This window comes from Rhodococcus sp. 06-235-1A (genome assembly GCF_002258785.1).
Lineage (GTDB): Bacteria > Actinomycetota > Actinomycetes > Mycobacteriales > Mycobacteriaceae > Rhodococcoides.
This window is the reverse complement of the sequence record NZ_NOYI01000012.1, coordinates 384,168-400,135: the sequence shown is the minus strand read 5'-3', so window position 1 is coordinate 400,135 and position 15,968 is coordinate 384,168. Positions and strand designations below refer to the sequence as shown.

19 protein-coding genes are annotated in these 15,968 nt (G+C 64.4%); 9 read left to right on the top strand and 10 right to left on the bottom strand.

The window, feature by feature from the left end:
* The first annotated feature begins 35 nt into the window (after nucleotides 1-35).
* Both CH275_RS12365 and CH275_RS12360 read left to right on the top strand, forming a co-directional pair.
* Complete coding sequence (locus CH275_RS12365) at nucleotides 36-575, top strand: gamma carbonic anhydrase family protein (RefSeq protein WP_094678410.1); 540 nt, start codon at nucleotides 36-38, stop codon at nucleotides 573-575.
* A gap of 93 nt (nucleotides 576-668) precedes the next feature.
* Complete coding sequence (locus tag CH275_RS12360) at nucleotides 669-1,328, top strand: IclR family transcriptional regulator (RefSeq protein WP_256990990.1); 660 nt, start codon at nucleotides 669-671, stop codon at nucleotides 1,326-1,328.
* A gap of 7 nt (nucleotides 1,329-1,335) precedes the next feature.
* Here CH275_RS12360 and fahA read toward each other — a convergent pair whose 3' ends face one another.
* The 4 genes from fahA to CH275_RS12340 all read right to left on the bottom strand — a co-directional run bounded on the left by fahA (nucleotide 1,336) and on the right by CH275_RS12340 (nucleotide 5,100).
* Nucleotides 1,336-2,502 carry a fumarylacetoacetase gene (gene fahA / locus CH275_RS12355; protein ID WP_094678408.1) on the bottom strand — a complete coding sequence of 389 codons (1,167 nt, stop codon included), beginning with the start codon at nucleotides 2,500-2,502 and terminating at the stop codon, nucleotides 1,336-1,338.
* Nucleotides 2,503-2,521: 19 nt separating this feature from the next.
* Nucleotides 2,522-3,361 carry a hypothetical protein gene (locus tag CH275_RS12350; RefSeq protein ID WP_179276114.1) on the bottom strand — a complete coding sequence of 280 codons (840 nt, stop codon included), beginning with the start codon at nucleotides 3,359-3,361 and terminating at the stop codon, nucleotides 2,522-2,524.
* Nucleotides 3,307-4,500, bottom strand: a complete 1,194-nt coding sequence (locus CH275_RS12345) for a homogentisate 1,2-dioxygenase (protein WP_094678406.1) — start codon at nucleotides 4,498-4,500, stop codon at nucleotides 3,307-3,309. Before CH275_RS12345 ends, CH275_RS12350 begins: the two co-directional genes overlap by 55 nt.
* Nucleotides 4,501-4,572: 72 nt before the next feature.
* Nucleotides 4,573-5,100 carry a MarR family winged helix-turn-helix transcriptional regulator gene (locus CH275_RS12340; RefSeq protein ID WP_094678740.1) on the bottom strand — a complete coding sequence of 176 codons (528 nt, stop codon included), beginning with the start codon at nucleotides 5,098-5,100 and terminating at the stop codon, nucleotides 4,573-4,575.
* Nucleotides 5,101-5,194: 94 nt separating this feature from the next.
* On the opposite strand from CH275_RS12340, the gene CH275_RS12335 reads away from it, so the two are divergent.
* Nucleotides 5,195-5,404, top strand: a complete 210-nt coding sequence (locus CH275_RS12335; RefSeq protein WP_094678404.1) for a hypothetical protein — start codon at nucleotides 5,195-5,197, stop codon at nucleotides 5,402-5,404.
* Here the strand turns inward: CH275_RS12335 and CH275_RS12330 are convergent.
* The gene (locus tag CH275_RS12330; RefSeq protein ID WP_094678402.1) at nucleotides 5,376-5,774 is read right to left on the bottom strand and encodes a hypothetical protein; all 399 of its coding nucleotides are present in this window, start codon (nucleotides 5,772-5,774) and stop codon (nucleotides 5,376-5,378) included. The genes CH275_RS12335 and CH275_RS12330 overlap by 29 nt on opposite strands.
* Nucleotides 5,775-5,899: 125 nt before the next feature.
* Here CH275_RS12330 and CH275_RS12325 point away from each other — a divergent pair, with 125 nt between their 5' ends.
* The 5 genes from CH275_RS12325 (at nucleotide 5,900) to CH275_RS12305 (ending at nucleotide 10,703) form a co-directional block, all read left to right on the top strand.
* Nucleotides 5,900-6,310 carry a hypothetical protein gene (locus tag CH275_RS12325; protein WP_094678400.1) on the top strand — a complete coding sequence of 137 codons (411 nt, stop codon included), beginning with the start codon at nucleotides 5,900-5,902 and terminating at the stop codon, nucleotides 6,308-6,310.
* 59 nt (nucleotides 6,311-6,369) lie between these two features.
* Complete coding sequence (locus CH275_RS12320) at nucleotides 6,370-7,251, top strand: dioxygenase family protein (RefSeq protein WP_094678398.1); 882 nt, start codon at nucleotides 6,370-6,372, stop codon at nucleotides 7,249-7,251.
* A gap of 202 nt (nucleotides 7,252-7,453) precedes the next feature.
* Nucleotides 7,454-8,866, top strand: coding sequence for a lipase family protein (locus tag CH275_RS12315; protein WP_441347269.1), 1,413 nt, complete (start codon nucleotides 7,454-7,456; stop codon nucleotides 8,864-8,866).
* Between the two features lie 54 nt (nucleotides 8,867-8,920).
* A complete protein-coding gene (locus CH275_RS12310) occupies nucleotides 8,921-9,562 on the top strand; it encodes a TetR/AcrR family transcriptional regulator (protein ID WP_094678396.1) in 642 nt (213 codons plus the stop codon).
* 31 nt (nucleotides 9,563-9,593) lie between these two features.
* Complete coding sequence (locus CH275_RS12305; RefSeq protein ID WP_094678394.1) at nucleotides 9,594-10,703, top strand: CaiB/BaiF CoA transferase family protein; 1,110 nt, start codon at nucleotides 9,594-9,596, stop codon at nucleotides 10,701-10,703.
* Here the strand turns inward: CH275_RS12305 and CH275_RS12300 are convergent.
* Entirely contained in the window at nucleotides 10,700-11,431 is a 732-nt protein-coding gene (locus CH275_RS12300) for an SIMPL domain-containing protein (RefSeq protein ID WP_256990989.1), read from the bottom strand. The genes CH275_RS12305 and CH275_RS12300 overlap by 4 nt on opposite strands.
* Before the next feature lie 38 nt (nucleotides 11,432-11,469).
* Nucleotides 11,470-12,021, bottom strand: coding sequence for a YceI family protein (locus CH275_RS12295; protein WP_094678392.1), 552 nt, complete (start codon nucleotides 12,019-12,021; stop codon nucleotides 11,470-11,472).
* 66 nt (nucleotides 12,022-12,087) lie between these two features.
* On the opposite strand from CH275_RS12295, the gene CH275_RS12290 reads away from it, so the two are divergent.
* Entirely contained in the window at nucleotides 12,088-13,734 is a 1,647-nt protein-coding gene (locus CH275_RS12290; RefSeq protein ID WP_094678390.1) for a dihydroxyacetone kinase family protein, read from the top strand.
* Here the strand turns inward: CH275_RS12290 and CH275_RS12285 are convergent.
* Genes CH275_RS12285 through CH275_RS12275 form a run of 3 tightly spaced genes read right to left on the bottom strand, consistent with a single transcriptional unit; the run spans nucleotide 13,727 to nucleotide 15,930 of the window.
* Nucleotides 13,727-14,212 (bottom strand): GAF domain-containing protein, encoded by a 486-nt coding sequence (locus tag CH275_RS12285; RefSeq protein ID WP_094678388.1) that lies wholly within the window; start codon nucleotides 14,210-14,212, stop codon nucleotides 13,727-13,729. The two genes, CH275_RS12290 and CH275_RS12285, sit on opposite strands and share 8 nt — an antisense overlap.
* Nucleotides 14,188-14,877: a DUF998 domain-containing protein gene (locus tag CH275_RS12280; RefSeq protein ID WP_256990988.1), complete on the bottom strand. Its 690-nt coding sequence runs from the start codon at nucleotides 14,875-14,877 to the stop codon at nucleotides 14,188-14,190. Before CH275_RS12280 ends, CH275_RS12285 begins: the two co-directional genes overlap by 25 nt.
* A 9-nt stretch (nucleotides 14,878-14,886) precedes the next feature.
* Entirely contained in the window at nucleotides 14,887-15,930 is a 1,044-nt protein-coding gene (locus CH275_RS12275; RefSeq protein ID WP_143546764.1) for a hypothetical protein, read from the bottom strand.
* Between the last annotated feature and the right edge of the window lie 38 nt (nucleotides 15,931-15,968).

Below are 15,968 nucleotides of genomic sequence, written 5' to 3'. Positions count from 1 at the left end.
CGAAATAGCTGTGCCGATGGAAGGAACAGGAACTCATGACCGATACGAGCTCAGGGTCGTTGCTGCTCGCGCTCGAGTGCGGATCTCCGATCGTCGACGCGTCCGCGTGGGTCGCCCCCACTGCGACGCTCGTCGGACGAGTGAATCTGGGCCAGGACAGCAGTGTCTGGTATCGGGCCGTTCTGCGTGCCGACTCGGAGGAGATCACGATCGGCGGTGGGTCCAACATTCAGGACGGCGTTGTCGCACATGTCGATCCGGGCTTTCCGCTCACTATCGGTGCGAACGTGAGTGTGGGACACAATGCCGTCTTGCACGGTTGCACCGTCGGCGACGGAACATTGGTCGGCATGGCTGCCGTCATCATGAACGGTGCCGTGGTGGGAGAGAACTGCCTCATTGCAGCGGGCGCGCTGGTGACCGAAGGCGCTCGTATTCCGCCCAGATCATTGGTGGCGGGTGTCCCCGCCAAAGTTCGGCGGGAATTGACCGACGAGGAGGTCGAGCATTGCATAGTCAATGCGCTCACCTACCGCGATCTGGCCAACGTCCACCGTGGCGCTCGGCCCTGCTGACAGCGTCGTAGACCGCCGAACACCTATGCTGCGGTGGCAGTGTCGGTCATGTTGCCGATACTGCGTGGGAATCGAAAACGGAGGTCGACAGCAGTGACGGACGGTAGCGCCGACACCACTACCGGGGTTCTGGCTCGGGCCGCGGCGATTCTCAATGCGGTCGAGGCGTGTCCGCGGACCACCGGCGACCTCGCCAAGATGCTTGGCCTGTCTGCATCGACGGTCTATCGGCTGGTCGGCGAGATGGTGCGGTACTCGATGCTCCGCCGGGACAACGACGGCCTTCTTCATCCCGGTGATCGCTTCGGTACCTCCACTCTCGGCGGGCTCGCCGTACCGATTCTCCGGCGCCTGCGGCAGGAGACCGGAGAATCCGCCCAGTTGTGGGTACTGCGGGGATCGCATCGGTTGTGCCTGGTATCGGAGGATTCACAGCACGAACTCCGGGCGTCGTTGCCCGTGGGGGCGCTACTGCCTCTCGGACCGGGGTCGGCCGGTCACGTGTTGGCCGGCGATCTCGACGCCGACGCCGACAGCCGCGCCCTCGGGTGGTGGGAATCGGCGTCCGAACGAACCCCAGGGCTGACATCGGTGAGCGCCCCGGTTCGCCGGGACGGGCGCATCGTCGCGGCCGTCTGCGTGGCAGGTCCGATCGAGCGGGTGCCCACGACTGCAGGGCTTCTCTGGGGGCGGGCCGTGTGCGATGCCGCGTCGGAGATCGAGCAGTCTCTGGTGGTCCGGCCGGAGTGGTAGAGGCGGGTCAGGCCGGCACGATCCGGCCACGGACATCGCCGAAGCCGATGCGAGATCCGCCCGGCCCCGGGGCACTCGCGGCGATGACGACCTCGTCACCGTCCTCGAGGAACGTACGGGTCTCCGATCCGAGTGACACCGGTTCCGCACCGCCCCAGGTGAGTTCGATGAACGCGCCGCGCTGATTCTTCTCGGGTCCCGAGATGGTGCCCGAGGCGAACAGGTCACCGGTTCGGCTGCTCGCACCGTTGACGGTCTCGTGCGCGAGCATCTGGGCCGGCGACCAGTACATCGCACTGTACGGTGGGCGCGAAACGATGTGGTCGTTCCACGAGACCGTCAGGTCGATGTCAAGTGCCCAGGAACGAGATTCGCGCAGGTACTCGAGCGGCTCAGGATCCTGCACCGGCGTCGAGACTCGCGCCTGCTCCAATGCGAGCAAGGGCACCACCCAGGGCGAGATGGACGTCGCGAAACTCTTGCCGAGGTTGGGCCCGAGTGGCACGTACTCCCAGGCCTGAATGTCGCGAGCCGACCAGTCGTTGACGATGACGGCTCCGAACACGTGCTCGGAGAACCGATCCGGCGAGATGGGACCGTCGGACGGTACGCCGACGACGAAGCCCATCTCTGCTTCGATGTCGAGTCGCCGACTCGGACCGAAGGTGGGCGACGGCTCGTCGGGTGCCTTGCGTTGGCCGGAAGGCCTCTTGATGTCGGTGCCGGAGACGACAACTGTGCCGGCCCGTCCGTGATAACCGACGGGCAGGTGCTTCCAATTCGGTAGCAGCGGTTCGGCGTCCGGCCGGAAGAGTCGGCCGAGATTGGACGCGTGGTGCTCGGAGGCGTAGAAGTCCACGTAGTCGGCCACCTCGAACGGCAGGTGCATCGTGACATCGGAAACGGACACGATTGCTTCCGCGGGGGTTGTGCCACTGATGAGCATGTCGGTGACGGCCGTGCGTACCTCCACCCAGCGACTGCGTCCGCGGGCCATGAACGCGTTCAGGCTGGGCGAGGCGAAATCTGAATCGTCGAGAGCGACAATCAGATCGATCACATTGTCGCCGTACCGGACCCCGACCCGAGCGTCCGAACCGGGAGTACTGAAAATGCCATAGGGGAGGTTGTGGATTCCGAACTCGGAATCGGCGGGAATGTCGATGTGCGTCATGAACGGCGCGCTCCTTGGTTCACTGAGGTGGGACGAGTCCGAGGCGGACGAGATCGTCCAGGGGTTCCCGGATGCTGCAGGTGCCGAAGGAGGCGAATGCACGCTGTCCCTCGATCCCGGCGACGAGCCCGGCGAGGACGTCGGCGTCCCGGATCGCCAGTATCTTCTCGAGCTCACCGACGCGAGCGCCGCTGTGCGCGGCTTCGGCCGCAAGGATCACGTTGAGGAAACCGTGCTGCTCGAACCCGTTGTCGGGATCGGTATTACGGGCAGCATGGTGCAGACCCGCGGTGGCTTTGAAGTGGACCTCGCGCCGTGCCGCCTCGTGGATGGACGCAGCGAGTTCCCGTTCGTCCGGATACTGGTCGGCCGTGACGCCGCCGGTCCTGAATTTGGCGCGATACCCGAACTCGTCGACTGCGTCGAAGATGTCGTCTCGTCGGGAGTCTCGGGGAATTTCGACATAGATGTCGATGTCGTGAGTGATGGTGCGCAAGGCGTCGATTTTCGTGCCATCGGGTACGGCCACTTCGACGGCAACAACCGTCACCCCGGCGGTACGGTCGGCGACCCGCAGGCCTGCCTCCACGCTGCCCGGGCCTGCAGGTGCGGTCAACGCCACTTCCATTCGAGCACCGAGGACGAGCTCGTTCACCCGGTCCATCGGAACGACCAACGGGCCGACGAGGTCTGCGAAGGAACTGGCGCGGTACTCGAGATGTTGTGCCGCAGCAACATCGAGTGGTGCATTGCCGGGAGGGAAGACAGCGGCGTCGTCGCACAGGCGATGGAAGAACGTGGGAATCATCGGTTCGGTCCCCGGCCTGCCCACGTCCAGGCGTAGCCTGTGTCCTCGCATGCGAGCGCACCTTCGCCCAGTTCGAGCGGGCGGAACGTATCGACCATGACGGCGAGTTCGTCGAAGAACTCGGCACCGATACTGCGTTCGTAGGCACCGGGTTGCGGCCCGTGAGCGTGACCGCCCGGATGCACCGAGATGGAACCCTGGCCGATTCCGGAGCCCTTACGGGCCTCGTAGTCGCCGCCGACGTAGAACATGATCTCGTCGGAGTCGACGTTGGAGTGGTAGTACGGCACCGGGATTGCCAGCGGGTGGTAGTCGACCTTGCGCGGAACGAAATTACAGATCACGAAGTTGGCTCCTTCGAATGCCTGATGCGCAGGCGGCGGTTGATGCACACGGCCGGTGATCGGCTCGTAGTCGGAGATGTTGAACATGTACGGGTACAGGCAGCCGTCCCACCCCACCACGTCGAACGGGTGCTGCGGGTAGACGTATCGCGTTCCGACGATGCCCGTCGAACCGCGGTGTTTGACAAGCACTTCCACGTCGCTGCCTTCGACGACCAGCGGCTCGGTGGGGCCGTGGAGATCGCGTTCGCAGTAGGGAGCGTTCTCGAGCAGCTGGCCGTACTTCGACAGGAACCGCTTCGGCGGCGCGATGTGACTGTTGGCTTCGATGGCGTAGGCACGAAGGGGGCCGTCAGGAATCCAACGGTGCGTCGTCGCGCGCGGAATGAGCACGTAGTCGCCCTGCTGTGCCTGGAGAGTACCGAACACCGTTTCGACGGTGGCAGAACCGGATTCGATGTAGATCGTCTCGTCACCGATCGAATTGCGATACAGCGGAGAGGTTTTCGAGGCGACGACGTAGGAGAGTCGCACATCGGCGTTGCCGAGGACGAGTCGCCGGCCGGTGACGACGTCGGTGCCGGGCACCGTGGATTCGGGAAACAGCTCGTGCAACTTCAGGTGCCGCGGCACGAGTGGATGGTTGGGCGTCGTCGACTGGTCGGGGAGTTCCCATACCGTCGCATCGACGATGGCCGACGGTATGTGGCGGTGATAGAGCAGAGACGAGTCCGACGAGAAGCCCTCTTCGCCCATCAGCTCCTCGAAGTAGAGGTTGCCTTCTGGAGTTCGGTGCTGGGTGTGTCGCTTCGGAGGTACCGATCCGAGCTGCCGGTAGTAGGCCACGTCGTCGCTCCTGTGTTCCGTTGACCGCCTGTAGTAAATACATTAACTAGTTTGACGTGATCTATGCAACCGTCAGTTGCGTCCCCGCACGTCGAACTGGCTGCGGTGAGTGATGAGTTTGGTCAACAGCATCACCAGAATTCGTTGTTCGGGTTCGGTGAGCGCGCTGGCCCACGCGTTCTCCCGTTCGTTCTGTTCGGCAAACGCCTCGACCATCTCGTCGTGCCCCTGCGCGGTGAGGGCGAGGCGCACCGAACGCCCGTCCTTCTCGTCGGGTGTGCTGGCGAGCAGGCCGCCGGCGACGAGAGTCTTGGACAGGTTCGAGACGGCAGCGCGGCTCATGCCGGTGAGTTCTGCTGCTCGTCGCGGTTCGATCGGGCCTGCCAGCCACGTCACGAACATCAGCCGAAACGACGACCACGACCAGCCTCGGGGGCGGTGAACCGTCGCCTCCAAGTCGTAGGTGACGATGTTCGACGCCCGGTTGAGTGTCAGCAGAACCTCGGTGGCCAATTGGTGCTCGAACCCGTAATCCCGGGCCAGCGTGGTGTTGGCGGTGTCGATGAACGACCAGAAATCGGGCTCGGGTGAATCGGTCACGGATTCACTGTAACCACGAAACCATCTGATCAACACATTTATTACTCGAGCAGGCGCGATTCGTGTCCCAACCCGGAGGGGTCATGATGGACGCATGAGCTCGAAGAACCTGTTCGGTGGCCCACGGACCCTGCTGATCGTGGCAGCAGTGGTCATCGTGATCGCACTCGTCGCTGCCGCCGCGACGCTGATTGTTCGCGCCGTGCTCGGACCGCCCGAGGGCGAGAACAAGTTCGAGATCGAGGGCTACTCGGTTGTTCAGGTCGATCCCCAGGTCAGCGACCTCGCGCTCGCCACACGCTAGCCGACTCTGCGGCGACCAGCGGGTCGTGGGTCTGCTGAAAGTTTCGCCCGCCACGGGCGAATGTGCTGAGCGTGGCAGCGGGTACCTCGTGCTCGGGGACGGGCTCGCCCGTCCACTCACAGTCGCGTACGAAGGTCATGTTCGACGCCACTGCATCGTCACTGCGATCTTCCCGCAGTGGGCCGGAGATTCGGCCGAGGAAGTACTCGCCACGTGCGGTTCGCGTCCAGACGAAGGATCCGTCCGCAACCTGCTCGAAGCGCTCGACCCGTCGTAGAGACCGTTCGTCGTCGGCCGCCATGCCGCAGAATCCGAAGGTGAGGGCACGCTCGACGCCGTCCGGCATCGGTGCGCGATAGACATTCGGCATACAGCCGAGCCTAGAGCCCGAGGGGTTTACAGACCTGCTGGTCCGTTGCACGATGATCTCTGACATCGGACGAATCCAACGAAATGGGGAGCATCGTGTATTCGAGAAAAAGAGTCATTCGCCTCGTGGCGGCACCGCTGGTGGCGGGAGTCCTGACGCTGGGGTCGGCGGGCGCCGCGTCGGCCGCGACCACTACGGAGCTCAGGCCGGTACAGGCATTCGTCTTCTTCCAACACGGCGTCAGCTTCGGGTCGGGTCCGGTCGAGGCAACGGCGACGGTGATCGAGGCAGGGAAAGTCACGGTGACGACGGCGAGCAAGATTTCGGGTGCGGGCGACATGGGCTCGTCTGCGGTGGGCCTGCTGCCGGTTCCGGTGACCGTGGTGTGGACGAACATCGACAACGGCCGATCCGGTTCGGCGGGTGGGATATCGACCGAGCCGATCGCTCTCACTACCGGTGCGGGCCGCGTCGATCTCACGATCACGACGGACACTCCCAACCTGCCCGGAGGTGGCCGCGTCGTCGTGGGGTAGCTGATCGGTCCTTCGAGTGGTAGGTTGAAGGTTCAACTTAAGCACTCGAAGGACCCCTCATGACATCTGTGGTCAACCCGCCCGTCGCGGGAGCAGCGTTCGACGCGTTTCTCGCCGATTCCGCACCCGCGAGCAGGTCGCAGCAGATGTGGACCCCGAACGACGGGCCGATGCCCGCCCTGTACATCAGCCACGGTGCACCCCCGGTCTTCGACGACGCACTCTGGATGGACCAGCTGTTCACCTGGTCGCAGTCGATGCCGAAGCCGAAGGCGATCCTCATCGTCAGCGCGCACTGGGAGGAGGCTCCGCTGAGCCTGTCCGCCTCAGCAGGCGCGACACCGCTGGTCTACGACTTCGGTGGTTTCGCCCAGCGCTACTACTCGATGGAATATCGGACGCCCGACGCCGAGGCGCTGGCCGCTCGCGTTGCCGCGGCAATCCCGGCGTCGGAAAATCTGCACCGACACACCTCTCGCGGACTCGATCACGGTGCCTGGGTTCCGCTGAAGGTGATGTACCCGTACGCCGATGTCCCCGTTCTGCAGTTGAGCCTGCCGACGCATGCTCCCGATCGGCTGATGGCGATAGGCGCTGCGCTGAAAGAGCTTCGCGCCGAGGGTGTCTTGGTCATCGGCTCGGGATTCATGACGCATGGGTTGCCGTTTCTGTCCCGCGAGAACTTCACCACCAATACCGTGCCGACGTGGTCCGAGGACTTCGATCTCTGGGCGGCCGACGCCTTGTCTCGCGGTGACGTCGGGACTCTCGCCGACTTCCGCAGTGCCGCACCGGGAATGCCCTATGCCCACCCGACCGTCGAACACTTCACGCCGCTGTTCGTCACGCTCGGTGCCGCCGAGAATCCGGAAGCTCCGGTGACGACGGCCATCACCGGCTTCCAGTTCGGCTTGGCGAAGCGGTCTTTCGCGGTCGCGTGACGAACGGGCGCAACCCAGTGCACTTGGGATCGGTTCACTTCTGAATCTCTTTCGATTCGGGGATTGTTATCTACGCCACTTCGCTCTACAGTTCTGAGCACCATCTCGGACATCGGTGTCCAAGATGGACGGATGCGCTGTACGAACCGTCGCCGGGCGCGCCTCCTGTGGATCCCGTCCTCCGGCGCGAAGGAGTACACCCGTGTCTTCTGCCCGCTCTTGGACGCTGCGTACAGCGATCAGCGTGATGACCGCCGCGGCGGCTTTCGCCGCCATGGCGACGCCCGCTGCTGCTGCACCCGATTCGCCCGCGGTGGACATTCAGCCGCCTCTGGCACCGTTCACGTGGCCGAAGATTCCGGAGTTCGACACCGACTTCTACCTTCCGCCCGCCGACGTGGTGGCCGCGGCCTCGCCGGGTCAGATCATCGCTGCGCGGCCGGTCGAACTGGCCACTCTCAACGTCATCCCCACACAGGTCGACGCATGGCAGTTGTCGTTCCGGTCCAACAACGGTCGCGACGAGCCGATCGCTGCCGTGACCACGGTCATCAAGCCTCGTGGCGTCCCCACGGCACCGCGGCCCTTGATATCCATCCAGCTGGCCGAGGATTCTCTCGCCGCCTACTGCGCGCCTTCGTATGCGATGCGCGCGGGTGCGATTCACTGGCCGGTGACGGGCGCGGTGACGTCGGGTGCTCAATTCCTCGAAGTGCAGGCAGCGTTGGCGCAGGGGTGGGCGGTATCGGTACCCGATCATCAAGGCCCGAACAACTCGTTCGCCGCAGGGCCGGTCGCCGGTCGGATCACACTCGACGGAATCCGAGCGGCCGAGAACTTCGCGCCGATGCAGTTGGACGGGGAGGCCACCAAGGTGGGGATGAGCGGCTATTCCGGCGGCGCGATAGCGACCGGACATGCAGCCGAACTGGCCGGACGCTACGCCCCTGAGCTCGATATCGTCGGAGTCACCGAGGGCGGAACTCCCGCTGAGCTCGGAGCTCTGGTCGACAACGCGAACAACACTCTCGGTTCGGGCATCGTCGCTGCCGGGATCATCGGTGCCAGTCGTGAAGATCCCGAGTTGGCCGACTTCGTCGACGAACATATCGATCCGTTCGGCCGGGCGTTGTTCGCGGCGAAGGACAATCTCTGTGTCGGTTACAGCTCGGCGCTGCTGCCGTTCGTCAACCTGAAGGGCTTCCTGCACACCGACGGCGACCCGATTCAACAACCAGTGGTGAAGAAGGCCCTGTCTGCGATGCAGCTCGGGGGCACCACACCGAACATGCCGCTCTACGTCTACCATTCCAACCCTGATTGGCTGGTGCCGATCGGACCGGTCAACGCGATGGTCGACTCGTACTGCAGCCGTCCCGGTGCCGATGTCACGTACACCCGCGATCATTTCAGCGAGCACATCACCCTCGAATTGATCGCATTTCCGAGCGCGGTGTTGTGGATGCGCGACCGGTTCGCCGGTGTCCCTGTGGAACCGGGTTGCCGCACGAACGATGTCGGCTCGATGGCGCTCGACACACGTGCACACCCGCTCTTCGTCGATGCCGTCGGCGAGATAATCGCAGGACTGTTCGGCAAGCCGATCGGGGCGTGACGGGCCCGATCGGCGTCAGAGCCGCGAACGATTCACCGGCGGTAGACTCCGCCGGTGACTGTCGCCGACGACCAGGGCCGCATCTACGCGGGACGATCGTCCGCCGCGCGCAAAGCCGATCGGCGCGCACGGTTCCTGCAGGCAGGGATCGAGGTCATCGGGGTACGCGGATACGCAGCCACCTCGGTCGCGCATATCTGCGCTGCAGCCGGTCTGGCGCGCAGTCAGTTCTACGGTGAGTTCGCCAACCGTGAGGCGCTGCTCGTGGATGTGTACGACCTGATCCAAGACGACGCGCTGGCTGCGGTCGTCGCCGCACTCGACGGTCAAGTCGACCGAGATCGACGCGCGCTGGTCGTCGCCGCGATGACGGCCTTGGTCGGATCGATCGGGGGTGACCCACGCCGAGCGCGGATTTCGTACCTGGAGACGCTGGGTGTCAGCGATGCCGTCGAACAGCACCGGACGCGCCGTCGTGCACAGTGGGTACAGTTCTTCGAGAACACCCTGCGCTCGGAAGTCGGTTCCGATTTCGTTCCGCCGGGTGGATACCGTTTGGCTGCAACGGCATTCCTCGGTGCGCTCACCGAGATCGTCTCCGACTGGTCGCGCACCGATCCCCCTCGCCCACCCATCGAGCTCATCGTGGAGACGATGGTCGCCGTCCTCGGAGCGTTCGTTCCCGACCTGAACTGAACTGCATCCTGTCGGGCAATACAGTGGACCGATGACAGCTGCCACCGGTCCACTCGCAGGCCTCGTGGTCGCGGACTTCTCCCGGGTGCTCGCCGGACCGTACGCGACGATGATGCTCGGCGACATGGGTGCCGACGTGATCAAGATCGAACGACCCGGAATCGGTGACGACACCCGATCGTGGGGCCCGCCATACGACTCTTCCGGTACGGCAACCTATTTCAACTCGGTCAATCGCAACAAGACATCGCGGTTCATCGACCTGCAATCCGAGAGCGGGGTAGCCGAGGCGAGCGAGATCGTCGCGGGCGCGGACATCGTGATCGAGAACTTCCGCGCCGGAACGATGGACCGCCTCGGACTTGGCTATTCAACTGTGTCGCAATCGAACCCGGGCCTGATCTACTGCTCGATCTCCGGCTTCGGCACCGGCGGAGGAGCTGCGCTCCCCGGATACGATCTGGTGGTCCAAGCCGTCGGCGGGCTCATGAGCGTCACCGGCCCCGACACCTCGACACCGACCAAGGTGGGAGTGGCGATGGTCGACATCGTCACCGGTCTACATGCACTGAGCGGAATCCTTGCCGCACTGCATCATCGATCACAGACGGGTGCTGGCCAGCAGGTGCACACCTCGCTGATGGCGTCGGTGCTCTCCGCGTTGAGCAACCAGTCGGCGGCGTACCTCGGGGCAGGCGTTGTGCCCGTCCCGATGGGAAACAAGCATCCCTCGCTCGTGCCGTACGAGGTGTTCGAGACTGCCGACCGTCCATTGGCACTGGCCGTGGGAAACGACCGGCAATTCGCGGCCCTGGTCGAGGTGCTCGGATTGCCTGCGATGGCCGAGGATGATCGCTTCTCGTCCAATTCTGCTCGCGTCGAACATCGCGATCACCTGGTCGACGCGTTGACCTCGGCGCTGCGGGCACGTACCGCGGACGAATGGTACCGAGATCTGATGGCCCGCAACGTCCCCGCGGGGCCGGTCAATTCCATCGAAGAGGCGTTTGCCTTCGCGGAATCGCTCGGTCTCGAACCGCGAGTGCAGGTTCCGGGTTCAGTGGCCGACGGCGTCCGTAATCCTCTGGACTTCTCGGCCACTCCGGTGAACTACCGCTTTCCACCGCCCGCCGGGTCTTAGTTCAACGCCCATTTCACCGACACTGACACTGACACGGTCTGCTGTCCCGGTTCGATGGGCACCGCCATGTCTGCCGAACTGGCGGACTCGCCGAAGGTCCTCGACTGCTCCTGGCCGCTGATCGACTCGGTGATCGACAGAACGTCACCGAGTTCTCCGCCTGCGAGCGATGCGTACTGCTCGGCGCGATCGCGGGCATCGGCGAACGCCCTGGACCGAGCATCGGAGATCAGCTCGGAATCGTCGTCGATCTTGAACGAGACCCCGGAGATCCGGGTCGCGTTTCCGCCGGCCGCTGTGGCGTCGCCCAACACCGCGGAGGCCTTCGACAGGTCGCGCACCGTGACCTGCAAGGTGTTAGTGGCTTGGTATCCGGAGATAGCCGAGGTGCCGCCCGGCAATGCGCCGGAGTACTGCGGATCGATCGACACCTGTTGGGTCTGGATGTCCTCGCGAGCGACGCCGGCTGCGATCACTGCGTCCGTCACCTCGGCGACCGCAGTATTGGCCTGTTCGATGGCGGCGGTGACGTCCTCGGCGGTGGCCTGGACGCCGATCTGGGTCGTCAACGTGTCCGGTGCCCCCTGGACTTCTCCCACGCCGTTGACGTTCACCCCGGGAGGTCCATCGGGGGAGGTGGTCGCGGGACTGCTGCAGCCCGCGGTCAGGGCTACGGCCAGCGCCAGGGCCGATGCACACGATCCGATCATCCATCGATTTCGACTCACCGCCGTAGTGTCCACCATTGCAGGTGAATTGAAAAGGCTCAGGGCTTGCGATACTCGGCGTCGAACGTCACGATCACCTCGTCCACCACCTTCATGGCTCCGAACATCTGCGAATACGGAGTGATCTTGTAATCCGATTGCCGCACAGTGGTTTCGGACTCCATGTGCCAACGATCGCCGAGGTCGGTGGCGGTCACATCCACGATGATCTTCCTGGACACGCCGTGAATCTCCGCAGTGCCCGCCAGCCGAAATCCGGAGTCACCGGCGGTGATCTCCTCCGAAACGAATCGAATCGATGGATACCGGTCGGCGTCGAAACTCTTGAGCGCGTTTGCCTTCGCCACCATTTTTTCCGGGCCGATCAAGGGTGTCAGTCCACCCTCTCCGTGGATCACCTCGAGTGAACCCACCTCGGCGGTCAGGGTGACCGCGGTGGGTGCGTCCCCCGACCACTCGACTGTCGCGGTCCAGGAGGTCACCGCAATCGTGAGGCGATGCCCCATCTTGGATGCCCGTCCGGCGACATCCGTCCGGACGGCCAACTGCCCACCGTCCGATGCGTCGAGCGTCCAGGTCGCGGTAGTCATGCCTCGACTGTATCGGTCTCGCAGAACCGACGACGGGACGCAGGCGCAGGTGGTTAGGGTGGGGTCATGTTCTCCAATTCCCCTCGAACATTCGTCGCCGACGCCCTCCGCGGTTTTGTTGCCGCTACCGACGACATCGCCTGGCACGCTGATCCTGGCTTCCTGACGCGTCGCTACCGCATCTCCGACGGTCAGGTCGCGCTGCTGTCCGGCGGGGGATCCGGCCACGAGCCGATGCATGCCGGATTCATCGGTCGCGGCATGCTCACCGGCGCGTGCCCGGGCCTGGTGTTCACCTCACCCAACGCCCTTCAGGTGCACGAGGCGTCCAAGGCCGTGGACGCAGGTGGCGGAGTGGTACACATCGTCAAGAACTACACCGGCGATGTGATGAATTTCAAGATCGCCCGAGAGTTGTTGCAGGAGGACGGCATTGTGGCCGACGTCGTTCTCGTCGACGACGATGTGGCCAGTGAGAGCGAGGACGGGCCCGGTCGACGCGGCACCGCAGCGACCATCGTCGTCGAAAAGGTGTGCGGTGCAGCGGCAGAGCGCGGAGACAGCCTGCAGGCCGTGGTCGCACTCGGGCGTCGAACGGCGGAGAACGCGCGCAGCATGGCCGTCGCGCTGGACCCGCCGACGCTACCGGGTGCCGACAGTCCTTCGTTCGAATTGCCCAAGGACGAAATCGAACTCGGCATCGGGATTCACGGAGAGCGCGGAACCGATCGAGTGCCGCAGTTGCCTGCTCAGGAGATCGTCGCGAAGCTTGCCGAGCCTGTCGTATCCTCGCTCGGATTGAACTCGGGCGAATCGGTGATCGCGATCGTCAACGGACTCGGCGCGACGCACCCGCTGGAGTTGCACCTGCTGTTCGGTGAACTCTCGGAGTACCTCTCGGGCAAGGGTATCGAGATATCCCGCTCGCTCGTCGGCAGTTTCGTCACGGCTCTGAACATGGGCGGTGCCTCGATCACCCTCGTGCGCGCCGACGACGAGATGCTCGAACTCTGGGACGCACCCACCGATGCTCCCGGTTGGCCCAATGCGTACAGCCGTGGCGCGAAGCAGGTGGGCGAACGCGGCGGATTCGGGCCGACGTTCTCGCCCTCCGAAGCAGGCGAGAAGTCGTCTTTCGTCTCGCAGTGGATCGGGTCGTGGGTGCAGCGCGTGCTCGACGAGGAGCCGGCTCTGACCGAGTTGGATCGGAAGGCAGGCGACGGCGACTTCGGTGCCAACATGCTGGCCGCGCTCGAACAGCTCGATCTGGCCGCCGTCAAGGAAAGCTACTCGGCTGCAACGGTATTCGAGGCCGTCAGTGAGGCGTATCTGGGCCACGCAGGTGGTACGTCCGGCGCGCTGTTCGGCATCTGGTTTCGGCAGTTCTACCGAACGATGCTCGAATCCGAGCCGGATCTCGCGGCTATCGGGCAGGCCGCCCGGGCGGGACTGGACAGCATCACCGAACTGGGCGGCGCACGGGTGGGCGACAAGACGATGGTCGACGCCATCGCCCCCGCCGTCGAGGCGCTCGAGAAGGACGGCGGAACCCTGCAGAATGCAGCAGACGCCGCAAAGACCGGAGCCGAATCGACCGAGGACATGACCGCCAACCGCGGCCGCGCCAGCTACGTCGGTGAGGCCGCGCGAGGCGTCGTGGACCCCGGCGCGTTGGTCATGGCCTGGTTCTTCGAGGCAGCGGCTTCTAGCTGATCGAACCGAGAAAGACCTCCGCGATCGCTTCGAGGCCGGCCTGATCGTCGGCGTCGAAGCGGTCCGGCACCGGGCTGTCCAGATCGAACACACCGATCAGGGTCTCGCCCTTGAACAGCGGTACGACGACCTCGGAACGAGTGTTGGCATCGCACGCGATGTGGCCGGGGAAGGCGTGAACGTCGGCCACTCGCTGCGTCTCGCGAGAGGTGGCGGCAGCGCCGCACACGCCTTTGCTCAGAGCGATTCGCACGCAGGCGGGCTGACCTTGAAAGGGACCGACGACGAGTTCGGTGCCGTCGAAGAGGTAGAAGCCGACCCAATTGACCTCGGGTAGAGCGTGATACACCAGCGCAGAAAGATTGGCGGCGTTTGCGATCAGGTTCGATTCCTCGTATACGAGGCCCTTGGCCTGCTCGGTGAGCTGCTCGTACTGCTCTACCTTGGAACCGTTCAGTTCGGTCGCGGTGAAAGACATGCTCCGAGTCTAAGCGCACACCCCAGCACCACCAGGTACGCCGACATGCCGCCCACCTGAACCCGCTGGGCAACACCGAGGCCGTGATCGCCGGGAAGATTGTCGGCGATCATCAGCCACGCCGTTGCCAGGGTCGTGACAGCCAGCACCGCGACACCGAGCGTCCGAAGCAGGGGATAGGGCTCATAGCGGAATGCAGCGAGTGTGAACGCGATCATGACCGTGAAGATCGCGAACACCGCGATGGTGCTGGTGAGTGCGTGCAGGTGATGGAGTTGCGGGAACAATCCGCTGGGCTCGATCGGACAGCTCGGATCGTCGGCGGCCACACACTCGAGTGGAAGTTTCGCGTCGGCGATGGTCGCGATACCGAAGATGCCCGACGCCACCCAGCCGGTGACGACGAGCCGTCGACGTTGGGTGGCGAGAAAGCCGAGTACCGCGGCGAGGACCATCAGTGAACCGGTGACGACGTCTGCGGTGGAAAAGAATTCGCGGTACGGCTGATCGCGTGCGTCGAGCTCGCTGAGAAACGATGTGGTGGGGTCGAGCCCGGTGTCCATGAAGAATTCGGCCACCCACGCGGAGTACAGCAGTCCGGCGAGGATCAAGCAGATCGCCACTACGACGCGGCGGATATCCACGCCTTCAGTTCTCGAACACACCGATCAAGGCTAGCCAGTCAGTACATCGGCAGCCGCCACCGCCAGTGCGACTGCGGACTCGCAGCCGTCCGCCATGACGGACACTGTGGGCACAGTGCGGGCGTCGCGCGCGGCGGAGTCGTCCGTCTCGGGCATGCCGAGTACGGGGTTGCCCACCTCGATGTCTGCGGTGCAGGTCGAAGCCAGTTCGCGCGTGGAGACGGAGTAATCGCCCTGCCGGACGGTATCGGTGTCTTCGGCGCGAGTGTCGCCGGAGACATAGTCGAGCGATACGTCGAGCATGACAAGGTTTTCGTCCAGCGATGCCGAGGATGCCGTGAAGGTGCACCCGTATGGATCCGAATCAGGACTCCACCGGTCCACCGTCCACGTGGCGGGCAGGTGCTCGAGGACTCCGCACGGATCTTTGGTGGCGAGGGGAAGGTTGTACTTGGAGTCGGCACGGAGCGGGGGGTCGTCCAGTAGACCGAGGGCTGACTGCGCGAATGGTGTCGCCGCGGGGCACGCATCCTCGTAGGGGCGATAGACCTCGATGCGGGCGTAGCTGCGACCGGACTTGGTGCGGAAGCCGTCCATGATCCCCGAGTCGGCACCGTCGAACACCTCGCGCAGCGGGAAGGTGATGTTGCACGAGGAGGTCGAAAGGTCGTTCACGTACACCTGCTGGCCGCCGATCGTGACCTCCTCGATGTCCGGATCGTCGGGGTCGGGTGCGTATGCGTCGAGATCGATCGTGACGGAGTCGGTGACAGTCGACTGCCCGGTGATCAGCTCGGCTGTGCACGTGCTCAACTCGCCGTCGGGGCGGAGCTGCACCACTGTGCCGAGAGCTGTGAGATCGTCCTCGGTGAGAAAGCCGCAGGGATCGAGGCTGCGTACGAAGGCCGCCGATTCCACGAGGTACCGGTCTGCCTCCGACATCTCGAATCCGTACCTGTTCTGCGGCGACGAACTGCCTGCGGGCAACGCGCTGCCGAGCAACACCACCGCGCATCCGCTTGTCGAGACCGACATCGCCAGCGCCACCGCCGCGAGCAACCAATTTCTACGCACCGTTTTCCCCCGAACTCGAATCGACCGATCATGGGGTT